Source organism: Pseudomonas oryzicola (assembly GCF_014269185.2).
Lineage (GTDB): Bacteria > Pseudomonadota > Gammaproteobacteria > Pseudomonadales > Pseudomonadaceae > Aquipseudomonas > Aquipseudomonas oryzicola.
In genome coordinates this window covers 537772-554950 of sequence record NZ_JABWRZ020000002.1, presented here as the reverse complement: position 1 = coordinate 554950, position 17179 = coordinate 537772, and the positions used below count along the sequence as shown (strand labels likewise).

At 61.8% G+C, this 17179-nt stretch carries 18 protein-coding genes and 1 tRNA gene; 8 read left to right on the top strand and 11 right to left on the bottom strand.

The features are described from left to right. Positions 1–19: 19 nt before the first annotated feature. Positions 20–1732 (bottom strand): SulP family inorganic anion transporter, encoded by a 1713-nt coding sequence (locus HU760_RS20710; protein ID WP_186673776.1) that lies wholly within the window; start codon positions 1730–1732, stop codon positions 20–22. A gap of 146 nt (positions 1733–1878) precedes the next feature. Next, positions 1879–2094 (bottom strand): TIGR02450 family Trp-rich protein, encoded by a 216-nt coding sequence (locus HU760_RS20705; RefSeq protein WP_186673774.1) that lies wholly within the window; start codon positions 2092–2094, stop codon positions 1879–1881. Between the two features lie 207 nt (positions 2095–2301). On the opposite strand from HU760_RS20705, the gene folE reads away from it, so the two are divergent. Beyond that, positions 2302–2862 (top strand): GTP cyclohydrolase I FolE, encoded by a 561-nt coding sequence (gene folE, locus HU760_RS20700; RefSeq protein WP_186673772.1) that lies wholly within the window; start codon positions 2302–2304, stop codon positions 2860–2862. A gap of 9 nt (positions 2863–2871) precedes the next feature. Here the strand turns inward: folE and HU760_RS20695 are convergent, their stop codons facing one another. Beyond that, positions 2872–3342, bottom strand: coding sequence for an OsmC family protein (locus HU760_RS20695; protein WP_186673770.1), 471 nt, complete (start codon positions 3340–3342; stop codon positions 2872–2874). A gap of 310 nt (positions 3343–3652) precedes the next feature. Here HU760_RS20695 and HU760_RS20690 point away from each other — a divergent pair, with 310 nt between their 5' ends. Together HU760_RS20690 and HU760_RS20685 are read left to right on the top strand one after the other, a co-directional pair. Then, positions 3653–4297 carry a hypothetical protein gene (locus HU760_RS20690; RefSeq protein ID WP_186673768.1) on the top strand — a complete coding sequence of 215 codons (645 nt, stop codon included), beginning with the start codon at positions 3653–3655 and terminating at the stop codon, positions 4295–4297. Positions 4298–4848: 551 nt separating this feature from the next. Then, on the top strand, positions 4849–5070 hold the full coding sequence (locus HU760_RS20685) for a hypothetical protein (RefSeq protein WP_225932877.1): 222 nt from the start codon (positions 4849–4851) through the stop codon (positions 5068–5070). A gap of 136 nt (positions 5071–5206) precedes the next feature. On the opposite strand, the gene ychF is transcribed toward HU760_RS20685, so the two are convergent. The 8 genes from ychF to HU760_RS20645 all read right to left on the bottom strand — a co-directional run bounded on the left by ychF (position 5207) and on the right by HU760_RS20645 (position 12002). After that, the gene (gene ychF / locus HU760_RS20680; protein ID WP_170028247.1) at positions 5207–6307 is read right to left on the bottom strand and encodes a redox-regulated ATPase YchF; all 1101 of its coding nucleotides are present in this window, start codon (positions 6305–6307) and stop codon (positions 5207–5209) included. Between the two features lie 24 nt (positions 6308–6331). Continuing rightward, a complete protein-coding gene (gene pth / locus HU760_RS20675; protein ID WP_186673766.1) occupies positions 6332–6916 on the bottom strand; it encodes an aminoacyl-tRNA hydrolase in 585 nt (194 codons plus the stop codon). 79 nt (positions 6917–6995) lie between these two features. Continuing rightward, a complete protein-coding gene (locus HU760_RS20670; RefSeq protein WP_013970896.1) occupies positions 6996–7589 on the bottom strand; it encodes a 50S ribosomal protein L25/general stress protein Ctc in 594 nt (197 codons plus the stop codon). Positions 7590–7710: 121 nt separating this feature from the next. Further along, positions 7711–8652 carry a ribose-phosphate pyrophosphokinase gene (locus tag HU760_RS20665; protein ID WP_016391678.1) on the bottom strand — a complete coding sequence of 314 codons (942 nt, stop codon included), beginning with the start codon at positions 8650–8652 and terminating at the stop codon, positions 7711–7713. 47 nt (positions 8653–8699) lie between these two features. After that, positions 8700–8774, bottom strand: a tRNA-Gln gene (locus tag HU760_RS20660). Between the two features lie 20 nt (positions 8775–8794). Then, entirely contained in the window at positions 8795–9655 is an 861-nt protein-coding gene (ispE, locus tag HU760_RS20655) for a 4-(cytidine 5'-diphospho)-2-C-methyl-D-erythritol kinase (RefSeq protein WP_186673764.1), read from the bottom strand. A gap of 3 nt (positions 9656–9658) precedes the next feature. Next, positions 9659–10276: a lipoprotein insertase outer membrane protein LolB gene (gene lolB / locus HU760_RS20650; protein ID WP_186673762.1), complete on the bottom strand. Its 618-nt coding sequence runs from the start codon at positions 10274–10276 to the stop codon at positions 9659–9661. 4 nt (positions 10277–10280) lie between these two features. After that, positions 10281–12002, bottom strand: a complete 1722-nt coding sequence (locus tag HU760_RS20645) for a tetratricopeptide repeat protein (protein WP_186673760.1) — start codon at positions 12000–12002, stop codon at positions 10281–10283. Between the two features lie 434 nt (positions 12003–12436). Between HU760_RS20645 and hemA the strand changes: the two genes are divergently transcribed. From hemA to murI, 5 genes are read left to right on the top strand one after another with little or no spacing between them, the layout of a single operon-like run. Beyond that, entirely contained in the window at positions 12437–13714 is a 1278-nt protein-coding gene (hemA, locus tag HU760_RS20640) for a glutamyl-tRNA reductase (RefSeq protein ID WP_186673758.1), read from the top strand. Then, positions 13711–14793, top strand: a complete 1083-nt coding sequence (gene prfA, locus HU760_RS20635; protein ID WP_186673756.1) for a peptide chain release factor 1 — start codon at positions 13711–13713, stop codon at positions 14791–14793. The genes hemA and prfA overlap by 4 nt, the downstream gene beginning before the upstream one ends. After that, positions 14793–15623 carry a peptide chain release factor N(5)-glutamine methyltransferase gene (gene prmC / locus HU760_RS20630; RefSeq protein WP_186673754.1) on the top strand — a complete coding sequence of 277 codons (831 nt, stop codon included), beginning with the start codon at positions 14793–14795 and terminating at the stop codon, positions 15621–15623. Before prfA ends, prmC begins: the two co-directional genes overlap by 1 nt. Further along, complete coding sequence (locus HU760_RS20625) at positions 15617–16372, top strand: molybdopterin-synthase adenylyltransferase MoeB (protein ID WP_186673753.1); 756 nt, start codon at positions 15617–15619, stop codon at positions 16370–16372. Before prmC ends, HU760_RS20625 begins: the two co-directional genes overlap by 7 nt. After that, positions 16365–17162, top strand: a complete 798-nt coding sequence (gene murI / locus HU760_RS20620) for a glutamate racemase (RefSeq protein ID WP_186673751.1) — start codon at positions 16365–16367, stop codon at positions 17160–17162. The genes HU760_RS20625 and murI overlap by 8 nt, the downstream gene beginning before the upstream one ends. The last annotated feature ends 17 nt before the right edge of the window (positions 17163–17179 follow it).

Here is a 17179-nt window from a genome sequence, read left to right as displayed (position 1 = left end):
GACGCCGATACGGAAAAACCTAGGGCTTCCAGTCAACCCCGCTCTCATCCAGATAAGCATCCACCGCCGCGCCCACAGTGGGATGAAACGCGGTCTCCCCCATGTGCTCGAACAATTCGAACTGGCGCATCTTGTCCTTCACCGGGTCTTTCATCTCGGCAAACTGCAACTCCACCCCCCGCGCCTCCAGGGCCCGGTCCAGCTCGGCGAGCATGTCCGCCGAGGTGACATCGATACTGGTCACCGGTTCTGCCGCAATCACCAGCCGTTGCACCGGGGTAGGCGACGCGTCCACCGCCGCCATCACCGTGCTCTGGAATTGTTCGGCATTGGCAAAGAACAACGGCGCATCCCAACGCAGCAGCACCAGCCCCGGAATGCGCCGGGCCTGTGGATAACGCTGCACGTCATGGTAGCCGCGGGTGCCATCCACCCGGCCCAGCACCGCATGATGCGGTCGCCAGCCATCCCACAGGAACTCGATCACCGACACCACCACGGCAATGCCGATACCGGGGATCGCACCGAACACCGCCACTCCGACAAAACAGGTGATGGACAACCAGAACTCCCACTGCTGCATGCGGAAGATGCGCTTGAGGTCGGCGACCTCGAACAGCCCCAGTGCGGCTGCAATCACCACCGCAGCCAGGGCGCTGTTGGGCAGGTATTGCAGCAGGTTGGGCGCCGCCAGCAGCAACAGTGTCACTGCCAGCGCACCGATGATACCGGTGAGCTGGGTCTGCGAGCCGGCCGCTTCGGCCACGGGGGTACGTGATGAGCTGCTGCTGATGGGGATGCCCTGGAACAGCCCGGAGGCCAGGTTGGCCACGCCCAGGCCGAACATTTCCTGGTTCGGGTTGACCGGCATCTTCATGCGCGCGGCATAGGAGCGCGACAGCACGCTGGTATCGGCGAATGACACCAGCGCCACGGCAATGCCGCCCAGTACCACTTCGACCAGGTCGATGTCGGAGACCCAGGGGAACACGAAGCTGGGCAGGCCTTGGGGTAGTTGGCCGAGTACCTTGACGCCCATCTGCTCGAGGTCGAGCAGGCTCACTGCGAGCGTTGCCAGGACCACGGCGATCAGGATCCCTGGCAGGCGTTTGAAGGGTTTGAGCAGCAGGATCAGCAGCAGGCTGCCGGCACCGACGATGAAGCTTGGCCAATGCCCTTGGCCGGCAAGCAGTGCTTCGCCCAGTTGCCAAAGGTCGCGTAAAGGCCCCTGGCTAGCGACCTTGATACCGAACAGCTTGGGCAACTGGCTGATCAACACGGTGAGGGCAATGCCGTTCATGTAGCCATAGCGGATCGGCTTGGACAGCAGTTCGGTGATGAAGCCCAGGCGCAACAGCCCGGCGATCATACAGAAGGCCCCGGCGACCAGGGCCATCAGGCTGGCGATGGCGATCGCCCGCTGCGGATCGCTGGCGGCGTACTGCACCACCACCGCCAGGATCGGTGCGGCCAGCGCCGAGTCCGGGCCCAGCACCAGGATGCGGCTGGGGCCGAACAGGGCATAGGCCAGCAACGGGATGATGGTGGCGTACAGGCCATAGATGCCCGGTACGCCGGAGGCCTCGGCGTAGGCGATGCCCACCGGTACCAGCATGGTGGTGAGCACCAGGCCGGCAGCGATGTCCTTGGGCAGCCAGGCGGGTTGGTAATGGAGCAGGGTGACCAGGCCGGGTAACCAGCGTTGCCAGTCGAAGCGGTTCTTTTCCGCCATGGTGCGCTCCGAGGGAACAGTGCTGAATCACAGCTTAGATGCTGTTTTTTCTGCCCGCTGGCAAACGCTGCCATGTCGAGAAGGCAGCACGAAGCTGCTTCTTGCCTATCGTCATTCGCTGCTAGCTCGGATGGTGCCCTGGGTGTTCAACACCAGCCAAATTTCCAGCGCTGGCTATCCCTGAGTTCTCGCCAGTCGAGCACCTGTTTGCGTCGGCTGTAGACGGCCTCCAGTTCAATCTGCAGAGGCGTACCGTCTTCGTCGCAAATCAGCTCGGTTACCATGAAGTGCTTTTCCCGGTTTACAGGCTGACACGCCGTCCATTTGGACGACCCCAGCTTGCGCGGATTGAATCTGTTCATCATGTGGATCCCCGGATCACGTTGAGGTTCGTGACGCTCTCCGCCCGACCGGGTCCGGGCCGGCGGAAGCTGCTGGCGACATTTCGAGCTGGGAGCCAGAGCGGGTATTGCTTATTTCTGGCTCTCGGCTAAATTGTACAAAACCTATACAATAATTCAATCTTGTACATATTTTGCCGATCGTCGCCGTAGCGGTGAGGAGTCCAAATGGCCCATTCGTTAGCTGAAAACTATCGCGAAATTCTGCTCGAAGTAGGCGAAGATCCGCAGCGAGAAGGGCTGTTGGACACTCCCCAGCGCGCGGCCAAGGCCATGCAGTACTTGTGCAACGGCTACAGGCTGAATATCGAAGAGGTTATCAATGGAGCGCTGTTCGAGTCCCAGAACGACGAGATGATCGTCGTGCGCGATATCGAGCTTTATTCATTGTGCGAGCACCACATGCTGCCCTTCATCGGCAAGGCGCATGTTGCCTACCTACCCACTGGCAGGGTGCTGGGGTTGTCCAAGGTCGCGCGCGTGGTCGATGTCTTTGCCCGCCGTCTGCAGATTCAGGAAAACCTCACCCGGCAAATTGCCTGTGCCATACAAGACATCACCGATGCGGCAGGGGTCGCTGTGGTCATCGAAGCCAAGCATATGTGCATGATGATGAGAGGTGCCGAAAAGCAGAACTCGGTGATGGTGTCATCCGTGATGCTGGGTGTGTTCCGCGACTCGGCGACGACGCGCCAGGAGTTTCTGCAACTGATTGGTCGAAACAATTGACCGCAACCTCTACGCCAGCGTCACCAGTGCCTCGCACTCGACCGGGAAATTGACCGAATTGGCAATGAAGCACTCATGATGCGCCTCCTCATGCAACCGCAAGGCAAGCTCACGGTTCGAACCGGCGCTGATGGTCACCTGCGGGCGCAGCAGCACATGGGTGAAGCGGCCTTTGCCCTGAGCGTCGCCTTCCACCATGCGTCCCAGAGGCTGGTCGACATAGGCCAGCACATTCACGCCATTTACCGCGCACAAGTGCAGGTACCAGAGCTTGTGGCACGCCGACAGTGAGGCCACCAGCAGGTCTTCCGGGTTCCAGCGCAGGGGGTTACCGCGAAAAGCCGGGTCGGCAGAACCTTCCAGAGTCGCCTTGCCCGGGGCTTCGACGCTGAAGTCACGAGCGTAAGCGGTGTAGCTGGATGTGCCGTTGCCATTGTTGCCGGTCCAGGCCACCTGGACCTCGTACTGGTGTTCTTTCATGGTTCCTCCTTGAATCGACCTTTCAACAACGGACAGCGCTCACGAGAGCGCTCTAGACGGTTGTGCATGGAGTCGCTCAGCGCTTTGGGCTTCGCTGCCACGCTAGGAACAGGCCCTGGGTGCGCATTTTGTCAAAAGTGACAACAACAACCTTGAGACCATAGAATATATTGATAGGCGAAACCAAGGACGTTTCTAAAAAATTGTCGATTCTGAGTGCCGCTCAGGTTTCCTTGAACTGTAGGCGGCGCAAACTTCGTGCGCCTTTGTTGGCGCCATATTCAAACGATGATCCTAGCGAGGGACTGCAATGAAAATGTATCGAGCATTAGCGCTTCTGCCTTTTTTTGTGACGGGTTGTTCGTCAACAGATATGCAGGGTGCGTTGAACTCGCTCAATGGTGTAGGGCAATCGATCAGTGCCAATCTGAAGCAGGTATCCCCTGCATCGGCTGGCACAACCAGCAAGAACAGCTTGCTGCGTACACCACTATACAACGCTTTGCGGCAGAATATCTCTACGGACGGGCGCGCACCTGAGTGGCCAAAGGTAGTTATCACGAACCTCGACATTCCGGCCGATCAACGTAGCCTGTCCCGCAGTCTAACCCTCAAGGCAAACGACTGCGTTCATTTCGACGCAGTGCTTTGGCACGATGCCAGAAGGTCCGAACATTTTGAGAACCTTTCCCTGTGCGCGCCGGACCTGCCCAAGCAGTCCAACAACTTTGTGTTGACCTGGAAGAGCTTTTCCGTTTCAGGAAAGACGACAGGCCAAGCCCGCACGGATGGACCAACGCCACCGTACAGCAAGTTACCCAGTGATGCGGCCATGGACAGTTGGGTGATGAACCAGTTTGGCCTTTACTATGTGGGCTCGATGTTGACACTGGTTGGCTACGATCCCAACTTCAGCGTTGATGATCGACGTTTTTGGATCAAGAACATCAAGTGATCTAATTGAAACGAAAAAGCCGCGCTATTGCGCGGCTTTTTCGTATCGAGCCGTTTGGGGTGGCTAATTAAACAGAATGGAAGGCGTTGCCTGACGCAGACGTTGAAGCGCAAGTGCGGGGTCAGCCACTCGAGAATGGCATTCTGCGCCAAGGCGTTGGTGGCGTTTCGTGCAGGACGGAGGGTAGAGCCTGCCGCAAGCAAATAGCTGGAAACAGCCCCGGCAACCTGTCTGATGTAAGAGAATTCTGAACTTGAAAGTAAATGCTTCCGTTCAAGTTAGCTTGGGAATTACCCTACGCGCTCCGCTGCCGTTTCTCTGTTGTCGATGTAGAGCATCAGGGCTAATTTCCCCGAGTCGTCGTGCTTTGGCGACCGGGTGTGAGAGCCCGGCAGTACATCGTGCCGTGTTATGGCAGCCGTTCGTGGGCAGGCTTCGGCCTGGCCGGAATTCCGATGTTCGCCGGTCTCTCACCTCGCGTTCGGCTGCCACCCTGATTCTGTGAGAGGAAGAGGGTGATAGCTCCGCAAACCGAACTCGGAGAAATCATCATGAAGAAGCTTGTTCCCGAGCCGCCCGTCAAGGTTACTTTCTTCCCGTTCTACACCATCAACAAAGACATGCCCTCACCCGAGGCATTGCTCTTTGCCATTCAGTTGCTACGTGGGATTGAAGATACTCTCGACGAGTACATCTGCGGCAATGCAGGCCAGCCGGGTATCGGCATGCTTCAACACTGTGCACAACAGGCAGATGGGGAGGGCGTTGGCTGAGCTGGTCCTGACTCGGGAGGCGGGGGAGATCACCTGGCACTGATGCCAGAGGCTGTGCAAAGCATGGGCGCCGCACAAAACAAAACCCCTTGAAGCCATGGGCCTCAAGGGGTTTGTCAGTAATGCAGACTGGCGCTTAGACGTTGAAGCGGAAGTGCATCACATCACCGTCCTTGACGATGTAGTCCTTGCCTTCCAGGCGCCATTTACCGGCTTCCTTGGCACCGCTTTCACCCTTGAACTGGATGAAGTCGTCATAAGCCACCACTTCAGCGCGGATGAAGCCTTTTTCGAAATCGGTGTGGATAACCCCGGCCGCCTGCGGTGCGGTGGCACCCACGCGCACGGTCCAGGCGCGTACTTCCTGCACGCCGGCAGTGAAGTAGGTCTGCAGGTTCAGCAGTTCGTAACCGGCGCGGATCACACGGTTCAGGCCAGGCTCTTCCAGGCCCAGGGCCTCGAGGAACATGTCCTTCTCTTCACCGTCTTCCAGTTCGGCGATTTCTGCTTCGATCTTGTTGCACACCGGCACCACGACCGCGCCTTCTTCCTCGGCAATGGCCTTGACCACGTCCAGGTGCGGGTTGTTCTCGAAGCCGTCTTCGGCCACGTTGGCGATGTACATCACCGGCTTGCTGGTCAGCAGGTGGAAACCGCGAATGACCGCCTTGTCTTCGGCGCTCATGTTCTTCATCAGGCTGCGCGCTGGCTTGCCTTCGGTGAAGTGCGGGATCAGCTGCTCGAGAATGGCCTTCTGCGCCAGGGCGTCCTTGTCGCCGCCCTTGGCGTTGCGGGCAACCTTCTGCAGCTGTTTTTCGCAGCTGTCGAGGTCGGCGAAGATCAGCTCGAGGTCGATGATCTCGATGTCACGCTTGGGGTCGACGCTGTTGGAAACGTGGATCACGTTTTCGTCTTCAAAGCAGCGCACCACGTGGGCAATGGCGTCGGTCTCGCGGATGTTGGCGAGGAACTTGTTGCCCAGGCCTTCGCCCTTTGACGCACCGGCCACCAGGCCGGCGATGTCGACGAATTCCATGGTGGTCGGCAGGATGCGGTTGGGCTTGACGATTTCAGCCAGCGCATTCAGGCGTGCATCGGGCATCGGCACGATGCCGCTGTTGGGCTCGATGGTGCAGAAAGGGAAGTTCTCCGCCGCGATGCCAGACTTGGTCAGGGCGTTGAACAGGGTGGACTTGCCGACGTTGGGCAGGCCGACGATGCCGCAATTGAAACCCATGGGTATTCCCCTCTCTAAAGGAAATCAGGCCTTCTGGCTGTGCAGCTCGCGCATCGCCTTGGCGAAGTCGCCGGCAAGCACGTCCGGCAGCACGCCGAGGGCAAAATTGATGCTGGCGTCGAGCTTCTCCTGCTCGGCGCGCGGCGCGCGGCCCAGGACGAAGTTGGAGACCAGTTTGGCGTCACCCGGGTGGCCGATGCCAAGCCGCAGGCGGTGGAAGTCGTTCTGGTTGCCGAGCTGCGCGATGATGTCGCGCAGGCCGTTGTGCCCACCATGGCCACCGCCGCGCTTGAGCTTGGCGACGCCCGGGGGCAGGTCGAGTTCGTCATGCGCCACCAGGATCGCTTCCGGCTTGATGCGGAAGAAATTGGCCAAGGCCGCCACGGCCTGGCCGCTGCGGTTCATGTAGGTGGTGGGGATGAGCAGACGAACGTCGTTGCCCTGATGGCTGAATTTAGCCGTCAGGCCGAAATATTTGCGGTCAACGGTCAACGAGACACGCTGGGCGCTGGCAATGCGTTCAACGAAAAGAGCCCCTGCGTTATGCCGGGTCTGTTCGTATTCGGGGCCGGGGTTACCCAGGCCGACGATCAACTGGATGGCGGTCACGTCAGGGGCTCTTCCTTGGAGTTGGTGGGTTACAGTGCGCGCGGCACTGTAACCCGATCAACGCCGGCGCGCGAGTGGATTACTCGGCAGCGCCTTCTGCTTCTGGAGCAACGCGTGGAGCGTGAACGTTGGCAACAGCTTTGTCATCACCGTGGGCCAGAGCGACGAACTCTACGCCTTTCGGAGCTTTCAGGTCCGACAGGTGGATGATGGTGCCGATTTCAGCGTTGGCCAGGTCGACTTCGATGAACTCAGGCAGGTCCTTGGCTTCGCAGGAAACTTCGATCTCGGCTTCTACGTGGGAGATCTCGCCGCCTTTCTTGACCGGGGCTTCTTCGTTGATGAAGTGAACCGGTACCTTGGCGGTCAGTTTCTGGCCAGCAACGACGCGAACGAAGTCGGCGTGCATGATGAAGCCTTTGGCCGGGTGGCGCTGCAGGGCCTTGACCACGACGTTCTGTTTGGCGCCGTCGACGTTCAGTTCCAGAACGTGGCTGAAGGCAGCCTCGTTTTCGAACAGCTTGGTGATTTCCTTGGCCAGGATGGTCAGGGACTGAGCGTCCTGGTTACCACCGTAGACAACGGCTGGGATGTTCGCGGAGTGACGCAGGCGGCGGCTCGCACCTTTCCCCAGGTCAGTACGCGCTTGGGCGTTCAGAGTGAATTCGGTCATTTTGTTTCTCCAAAATAGCCCCCCGAGGGCGTTTGCGACCAGCGCCAACGGGGATGGCAAAAAAGCCCCGCCCCAACAACCAGTGTTGGGGCGGGGCGCTTTTCGTCAGCGTGTGTTCCGCTTAGCGGAACATCGCGCTGATCGATTCTTCGTTGCTGATGCGGCGTACCGCTTCAGCGACAACCGGTGCGATATCCAGCTGGCGGATACGGTCACAGGCTTGAGCAGCGGCGGACAGCGGAACGGTGTTGGTCACCACCAGCTCGTCCAGTACCGACTTCTCGATGTTCTCGATCGCGCGGCCCGACAGGACAGGGTGCGTGCAGTAGGCGTAAACCTTGGCAGCACCGTGTTCTTTCAGGGCTTTGGCCGCGTGGCACAGGGTGCCGGCGGTGTCGACCATGTCGTCTACCAGGATGCAGGTGCGCCCTTCGACGTCGCCGATGATGTGCATGACCTCGGAGTGGTTAGCCTTCTCGCGGCGTTTGTCGATGATACCCAGGTCGACACCCAGGGACTTGGCGACGGCACGTGCGCGCACGACACCACCGATGTCCGGGGAGACGATCATCAGGTTCTCGAAACGCTGGTCCTCGATATCGTCGACCAGTACGGGCGAGCCGTAGATGTTGTCGACCGGGATATCGAAGAAACCCTGGATCTGGTCAGCGTGCAGGTCGACGGTGAGTACACGGTCGATACCGACGACAGTGAGCATGTCAGCGACGACTTTGGCGCTGATGGCTACACGTGCCGAACGCGGACGGCGGTCCTGGCGGGCGTATCCGAAGTAAGGAATCACGGCGGTGATTCGGGATGCTGAGGAGCGGCGGAAGGCGTCGGCCATCACTACCAGTTCCATCAGGTTATCGTTGGTCGGGGCACAGGTCGGCTGAATAATGAAGACGTCTTTACCGCGAACGTTTTCATTGATCTCGGCACTGATCTCGCCGTCGGAAAACTTACCGACAGAGACGTCACCGAGAGGGATATGCAGCTGACGTACTACACGCCGAGCCAGATCGGGGTTGGCATTCCCCGTAAAGACCATCATCTTGGACACGCGCAGTACCTGGAGGCTGAGGGTAACCTGGATGAGTATAAGGAAAATGGCAGGGGCGGCTGGATTCGAACCAACGCATGGCAGGATCAAAACCTGCTGCCTTACCGCTTGGCGACGCCCCTGTATCTGTTGCTGCGAACGCTTATGCGCTCGACTTCTTGATCAGACTTTGCAGCTTGCGATGCAACATCGAAATATTGCTTCCTTTCGCCACAAACCCTGTTTGGGTCGCTGAAAGAAGGGCCAGAACTTTATCAGCTTCGGCTTTGCTTGGGAAGGCCCCAAACACACAACTTCCAGTTCCGGTTAGTCGAGCTTCAGTGAATTTGCCCAAAGAATTCAACGCATTGCGAACTTCCGGGTAACTCTGCTCTACCACCGGTTGGCAGTCATTTCGACTGTTTCCCTCGGGAACGGGGCGCATCTTAAGGGGCAGTGAATCACGTGTCAACTGCGGATGTGAAAAAATTTCTGCTGTGCTGACAGACACTTGCGGCACCAGCACGACATACCAGGGCTCGATCGGGTCGACCGGGGTCAGTTGTTCGCCCACGCCCTGGGCGAATGCCGCATGGCCGCGCACGAACACCGGTACATCGGCACCCAGGCTCAGGCCCAGGGCGGCCAGGCGGTCTTCGTCCCAGTCCAGCTGCCACAGGTGGGCGAGGGCCAGCAGGGTGGTGGCGGCATCCGAGCTGCCACCACCGATGCCACCGCCCATGGGTAGTATCTTGGTCAGCCAGATGTCGGCGCCCAGCATTGTGCCGGATTGTGCCTGCAGCATGCGTGCGGCACGCACGATCAGGTTGCTGTCGTGCGGCACGGCCTCGATCTCGGTGTGCAGGCGGATCGCGCCGTCGTCACGCACGGCGAAACTCAACTCGTCGCCGTGGTCAAGGAACTGGAACACGGTTTCCAGCTCGTGATAGCCGTCGGCACGGCGGCCGATGATATGCAGCCACAAGTTGAGCTTGGCCGGGGCGGGCAGGGTAAGTGTGTGCATGTGTCAGTGCCCCAGCTGGCGCGGCTGCCAGTCCTTGACCACCAGGGTCACGTCGAGGTCCTTGCCGTGCAGCTTCAGGCGTTCGGGCAGCCAGTAGCCGTTCTGTTCGGTGTAGCTCAGGTACTGTACCTGCCAGCCATCCTGGTCGAGGCTGGCCAGGCGGCTGTCGCCGTCCAGGGTCAGTTTGCTCTTGCTGTCGGGGGCGGGCAGGCCGCGGACCCACCAGACCAGGTGCGAAACCGGCAGTTGCCAGCCCAGCTGTTCTTCCAGCAATGCCTCGGGGCTGCTGGCCTCGTAGCGGCCCTGGTTGGCCACTTCCAGCACCACGCCGCCGGGGCGGCCGGTCAGGCGTGCGGCGCCACGGCCCAACGGGCCGGCCAGGCGGATGTCGTAGTAGTCCTGGCGTTGCAGCCAGAACAGCGTGCCGCTGCCGGAGTCGCGCGGGGCGCGGATGCCGACCTTGCCGTTGATCTGCCAGCCATCGAGGCTGCTCAACTGCTCTTTATGGGCGCGCCACTGTTGTGGGTTGCCGTGGCCCTCCAAGGCCTCGCGGCTACCGAAGCCGGCACAGCCGGCCAGCAGGGTGATCAGGGTGAAGGTGATGCAATGGCGCAGGAACATGGCGTTAAAGGGTCTCGGATCCGGTCAGGCGCAGGAGGGTTTTGCGCAGGATGGGGCTGTCGGCCTGGGCGTCGAAGCCCTTGGCCCAGACCTGGCGGGCTTCGCGGCGCTTGCCGTTGGCCCACAGTACTTCGCCCAGGTGGGCGGCCACTTCATGGTCGGGGAAGCTGGCGAAGGCCCGGCGCAGGTACGACTCAGCCTCGTCAAGGTTGCCCAGGCGGTAGTTGACCCAGCCCAGGCTGTCGAGTATCGCCGGGTCATCCGGGGTCAGCTGGTGCGCCTTGTCGATCAGCGCCTTGGCTTCGCTGTAGCGGGTGGTGCGGTCGGCCAGGGTATAACCCAGGGCGTTCAGGGCCATGGCGTTTTCCGGCTCGCGGGCGATGATCGCGCGCAGGTCTTTTTCCATCTGTACCAGGTCATCGCGCTTTTCCGCCAGCATGGCGCGGGTGTACAGCAGGTTGAGGTCATCCGGGTAGCGCTGGATGGCTTGCTGCAGGACCTGGCTGGCCTGGGTGTCCTTGTTGTTGTTGCTGTAGCTTTCCGACTCGATCAGGTACAGCTGGATAGCGTAGTCCGGCTGGGCTTCGCGGGCCTCGGCGAGCAGGCGGGAAGCTTCGCTGCCGCGGCCGTTGGCAACCAGTATGTCGGCCTGGCGCAGCTGCGCCGGCAGGTAATCGGGGCCTGGGCCGACCAGAGCGTATTCACGCAGCGCGCCGGCGGGGTCGTGGCGCTCCTCGCGGATGCGGCCCAGGTTCAGGTGCGCGGCGTCGACATTGCTGTCGCGCTCGATCAGCTCCTGCAGATAGCCTTCGGCTTCATCCCAGTCCTTGTTTTCCAGGCATACCAGGGCCAGCGAATAGCGCAGTTCGTCGTCGTCGGGGTATTGCTGGACCAGGCTGAGGAACTCGCCCTTGGCATCGGCGATGCGGTCCTGTTCGACCAGGGTGCGGGCGTAGGTCAGGCGCAGGCGTTTGTCGTCCGGGTTGTCGCGAATCGCTCCGCGCAGCAGGGGCAGGGCCTCCGGACCACGGTCCAGGGCCTGCAGTAGACGGGCGCGGAGCAGGATGGGGGCGACCTCGCCGTTTTGCGGCGGGTGCGACTCGAGCAGCTCGAGGGCCTCTTCGGCTTTGCCATCCTGATTCAGCAGCAGGGCCTTGCCGAACACCAACTGGCTGTTTTGCGGGTACTTGACCAACAGGCGCTCGAAGCTTTGCAGCAGGCCGTCGCGGGTGCTCTGGTCAGTCTCTGCCGCAGACAGGGCCAGGAAGTCGAAATGGGTGTCGCCCTGGCCTTGCAGGACCTTTTCCATGTACGCCATGGACTCGTCATAGCGGCCGGCGCGGGCCAGCTGGATGGCAGCGGCGCGCTGGGCGTCGAGGTTCTGCGGGTCGTTGCGGGCCCAGACCAGCGCATTGTCCAGGGCCGGTTCGTCGGCGCCGAGGTACTCGGCAATGCGGTAGGCGCGCTCGGAAACTCCGGGGTCCTGGGTTTTCGCGGCCTGGTCGGTGTAGTTGGCCAGGGCGATGTCGAAGCGGTTGCGCTGGCCGGCCAGCTCCGCCACCAGCAGGCTATAGAGTGTTTCCTGTGTGAACGAGCCATATACCACGGGCTTTTCCGCCTCGCGCTTGGCGGCCTCGGCAGTGGGAGGCTCGGCCTTTTGTGGGGCCAGGCTCTGGCAGCCCTGGAGCAGGGCGAAGGCAAGCAGCAATGCGTATGGTTTGTTCATAAAAGGCTTTAGAAAGACTCACCGGCGGTCGGAGCATGATGACACAAGCGCGGGGGCAAACCCACCTGCGAAGGTATGAAGCTATCGCTTCGCTCATGAAGACCGCGCCATGCACGGGCGGTTCGTCCCAGAGCAGTCACGATGGTACCTGGACTGTCGTTTTTGCTCTTGCTTTTGCTTCTAAGCGCGCAGTAGTCCAGGCGCCGCCGAATGCGACTTCAGGAGCCCTTCGCTCGGCCTCCTGAAGTCGCGAAGATCAAGATCAAGATCAAAAGCGGAGCAGAGCAAGAGCGGAGCATGCCTGAAATCGCTGCTTGTGCGGGCCTGGAGGCGGCGATAGCCGCAGCGCTACCAGCGCAATAGCGAACGGTGGTTGTCCTGAAACCTGCGAAAGAGGACAATTATCGGCTTCCCGTCACAACCAGCGACCTTGCATGGCCTTTCTTGCACTTGGTATCAACCATAAGACTGCCTCGGTAGACGTACGCGAGCGCGTGGCGTTTACCCCAGAGCAGCTGGTGGACGCCCTGCAGCAGCTCTGCCGGCTGACATCCAGCCGCGAAGCGGCGATCCTGTCGACCTGCAACCGCAGCGAGCTTTACATAGAGCAGGATCACCTGTCCGCCGATGCCGTGCTGCAATGGCTGGCCGACTATCACCGGCTCAACCTGGACGAACTGCGCGCCAGCGCCTACGTGCACGAAGAACACGAGGCGGTGAAGCACATGATGCGCGTGGCCTCGGGCCTCGATTCGCTGGTGCTCGGCGAGCCGCAGATCCTCGGTCAGATGAAATCCGCCTATGCCGTGGCGCGTGAAGCCGGTACCGTCGGCCCATTGCTCGGGCGCCTGTTCCAGGCCACCTTCAGCGCCGCCAAGCAGGTGCGCACCGACACCGCCATCGGCGAAAACCCGGTGTCGGTGGCGTTTGCCGCCGTCAGCCTGGCCAGGCAGATCTTCAGCGACCTGGGCCGCAGCCAGGCCCTGCTGATCGGCGCCGGCGAAACCATCACCCTGGTCGCCCGCCACCTGCACGAGCAGGGCGTGCGCCGCATCGTCGTCGCCAACCGTACCCTGGAGCGGGCCAGCATCCTCGCCGAACAGTTTGGCGCACATGCCGTGCTGCTGGCCGATATCCCCCAGGAACTGGCCAACAGCGACATCGTCATCAGCTCTACCGCCAGCCAGTTGCCGATCCTCGGCAAGGGCGCGGTGGAAAGCGCACTGAAGCAGCGCCGGCACAAGCCCATCTTCATGGTCGACATCGCCGTGCCACGCGACATCGAAACCGAAGTCGGCGAGCTGGACGATGTCTACCTGTACACTGTCGATGATCTGCACGACGTAGTGGCGGAAAACCTCAAGAGCCGCCAGGGCGCAGCCCAGGCCGCCGAAGAGCTGGTGGCAGTCGGGGCTGAAGATTTCATGCTGCGCCTGCGTGAGCTGGCCGCAGTGGACGTGCTCAAGGCCTACCGCCAGCAAAGCGAGCGCCTGCGTGACGAAGAACTGCAAAAGGCCCAGCGCCTGCTGGCCAATGGCGGCAACCCCGAGGACGTGCTGGCCCAACTGGCCCGGGGGCTGACCAACAAACTCCTGCATGCGCCCAGCGTGCAACTGAAAAGGCTCTCGGCCGAGGGCCGCCTCGATGCGCTGGCCATGGCCCAGGAACTCTTTGCCCTCAACGAGGGCTCGACGGACAAATCCCCGCAATGAAAGCGTCGCTGCTGAACAAACTGGAAATCCTCCAGGACCGCTTCGAAGAACTCACCGCACTGCTCGGTGATGCCGAGGTCATTTCCGACCAGACGCGCTTCCGCGCCTATTCCCGTGAATACGCCGAAGTCGAGCCGGTCTACGCTGCATATAAAGAGTGGCGCAAAGTCCAGGACGACCTCGAAGGCGCCCAGGCGCTACTCAAGGACAGTGATCCGGACCTGCGCGAAATGGCCGTTGAAGAAGTGCGTGAAGCCAAGGAGCAACTGCTGACGCTGGAGGCGCAGCTGCAACGCATGCTGCTGCCCAAAGACCCCAACGACGGCCGTAACGTGTTCCTCGAAATCCGCGCCGGTACCGGTGGCGACGAGGCGGCGATCTTCTCCGGCGATCTGTTCCGCATGTATTCACGCTACGCCGAAAAGCGTGGCTGGCGCCTGGAAATCCTCTCCGAGAACGAAGGCGAGCACGGCGGCTACAAGGAAATCATCGCCCGCGTCGAGGGTGACAACGTGTACGGCAAGCTCAAGTTCGAGTCCGGCGCGCACCGTGTACAGCGCGTGCCCGAAACCGAGTCCCAGGGCCGTATCCACACGTCGGCGTGCACCGTGGCGGTACTGCCCGAGCCGGACGAACAGGCCGCCATCGAGATCAACCCGGCCGACCTGCGTGTGGACACCTACCGCGCATCCGGTGCCGGCGGCCAGCACGTCAACAAGACCGACTCGGCGATCCGCATCACCCACTTGCCGACCGGCATCGTGGTCGAGTGCCAGGAAGAGCGTTCGCAGCACAAGAACCGCGCCCGCGCCATGTCCTGGCTGTCGGCCAAACTCAATGACATGCAAACCAGCGCCGCGCAGAACGCCATTGCCACCGAGCGCAAGCTGCTGGTGGGCTCTGGCGACCGGTCCGAGCGCATCCGCACGTACAATTATCCACAGGGCCGGGTAACCGACCACCGTATCAACCTGACCCTGTACTCGCTGGACGACATCCTCGCCGGTGGCGTGGAGGCGGTGATCGAACCGCTGCTGGCCGAATACCAGGCCGATCAACTGGCCGCCCTGGGGGACTGATGACCATCATCGCCAGCCTGCTGCGCAACGCGCAGTTGCCAGAATCGCCTACCGAGCGACTGGATGCCGAGCTGTTGTTGGCCGCGGCCATCGGCAAGTCGCGCAGCTACCTGCACACCTGGCCCGAGCGGATCGTCAGCAGCGAAGATGCCGAGACCTATGCCAGCTACCTGCAGCGCCGCCGCGACGGCGAGCCGGTCGCCTACATCCTTGGGCAGCAGGGTTTCTGGACGCTCGACCTGGAAGTGGCCCCACACACCCTGATCCCGCGGCCGGATACCGAGCTGCTGGTCGAAACCGCCCTCGAGCTGCAGCCCGCCACGCCAGCCAAGGTCCTTGACCTGGGCACCGGCACCGGCGCGATTGCCCTGGCCCTGGCCAGCGATCGCCCGGCCTGGCAGGTAACTGCGGTGGACCGGGTGGAGGAGGCCGCTGCCCTGGCCGAGCGCAACCGCCAGCGCCTGGGCCTGGCAAACGCCCAGGTGCGGGTCAGCCACTGGTTCGACAACCTGGCCGGCGAGCGTTTCGACCTGATTGTCAGCAACCCGCCCTACATCGCCGCCGCCGACCCGCACCTGGCCGCCGGCGATGTGCGTTTCGAGCCCAGCAGCGCGCTGGTGGCCGGCGCCGATGGCCTTGACGACCTGCGCGTCATTGCCGCCCAGGCCCCCGCCCACCTGGTCGCGGGCGGCTGGCTGCTGCTGGAACACGGCTACGATCAGGCAGCGGCAGTACGCGCCTTGCTGGCTGAACAAGGCTTCAACGAGGTCGCCAGCCGCACCGACCTGGGCGGCCATGAACGCATTACCCTGGGGCGCCTGCCATGCTGAGTGATCAGGAACTGCTGCGTTACAGCCGGCAGGTATTGCTGGCTCAGATCGACATTGATGGCCAGTTGCGCCTCAAGCAGAGCAAGGCGCTGATCGTCGGGCTCGGTGGCCTTGGTTCGCCGGTCGCCTTGTACCTGGCCGCTGCCGGGGTGGGCGAGTTGCATCTCGCTGACTTCGATACCGTCGACCTGACCAACCTGCAACGCCAGGTCATTCACGACAGTGCCAGCGTCGGCATGAGCAAGGTCGATTCGGCCTTGCAGCGTTTGCAGGCGATCAACCCGGAAATCAGCCTGGTCGCCCATCGCCAGGCACTGGACGAGGATTCGCTGGCCGCTGCGGTGGCGGCAGTCGACCTGGTGCTGGACTGCTCCGATAATTTCAGCACCCGCGAGGCAGTCAATGCCGCCTGTGTAGCAGCGGTCAAACCCCTGGTCAGCGGTGCGGCGATCCGCCTGGAAGGGCAGCTGTCGGTATTCGACCCACGGCGCGATTACAGCCCTTGCTATCATTGCCTCTACGGCCATGGCAGCGAAGCCGAACTTACCTGCAGCGAAGCCGGGGTAATCGGCCCTCTGGTCGGCCTGGTAGGCAGCCTGCAGGCCCTGGAGGCCATGAAGCTGCTGGCCGGGTTTGGCGAGCCGCTGGTCGGGCGCCTGCTGTTGATCGATGCCCTTGGCACCCGCATGCGCGAATTGCGGGTCAAGCGCGACCCGGCCTGTTCGGTCTGCGGCAAGCGCGATGGCTGAGCGCTCGGCGCCGATCGGCGTGATGGATTCCGGAGTTGGCGGCCTGTCGGTGCTCACCGAGATCCAGCGCCTGCTGCCCAACGAGACGCTGCTGTACGTGGCCGATTGTGGCCACGTACCTTATGGCGAGAAGACGCCAGACTATATCCGTGAGCGCTGCCGACGCATTGCCGGGTTCTTCCATGAACAAGGCGCCAAGGCCATGGTGCTGGCCTGCAACACGGCAACGGTGGCTGCGGTGGCCGACCTGCGTGAGTTGTTTCCGAGCTGGCCGCTAGTGGGCATGGAGCCCGCGGTAAAGCCCGCCGCGGCCGCTACGCGTTCGGGGGTGGTGGGAGTGCTGGCGACTACCGGTACCTTGCAGAGCGCCAAGTTCGCCGCCTTGCTCGACCGTTTCGCCAGCGACGTACAGGTCATCACCCAGCCTTGCCCTGGCCTGGTAGAGCGGATCGAGGCGGGTGACCTGGGCAGCCCGGCGTTGCGCCAGTTGCTGTTGGGTTATGTGCAGCCCTTGCTGGCTGCGGGCTGCGATACCCTGATCCTCGGCTGCACCCATTACCCCTTCCTGCGCCCGTTGCTGGCCGACATGGTGCCTGCCGACGTGGCAATCATCGACACCGGCGCCGCGGTGGCGCGCCAGTTGCAGCGGTTGCTATCTACTAATGACCTGCTGGCCGATGGGCCTGCCGGCGATACCCGCTTCTGGACCAGCGCTGATCCGCAAGCGTTGAGAAAAATCCTGCCTTTGCTGTGGCAGAAGTCCGACAGTGTGCAAAGCTTTGCGTTGTGAAAAAAACGTGAAATCGA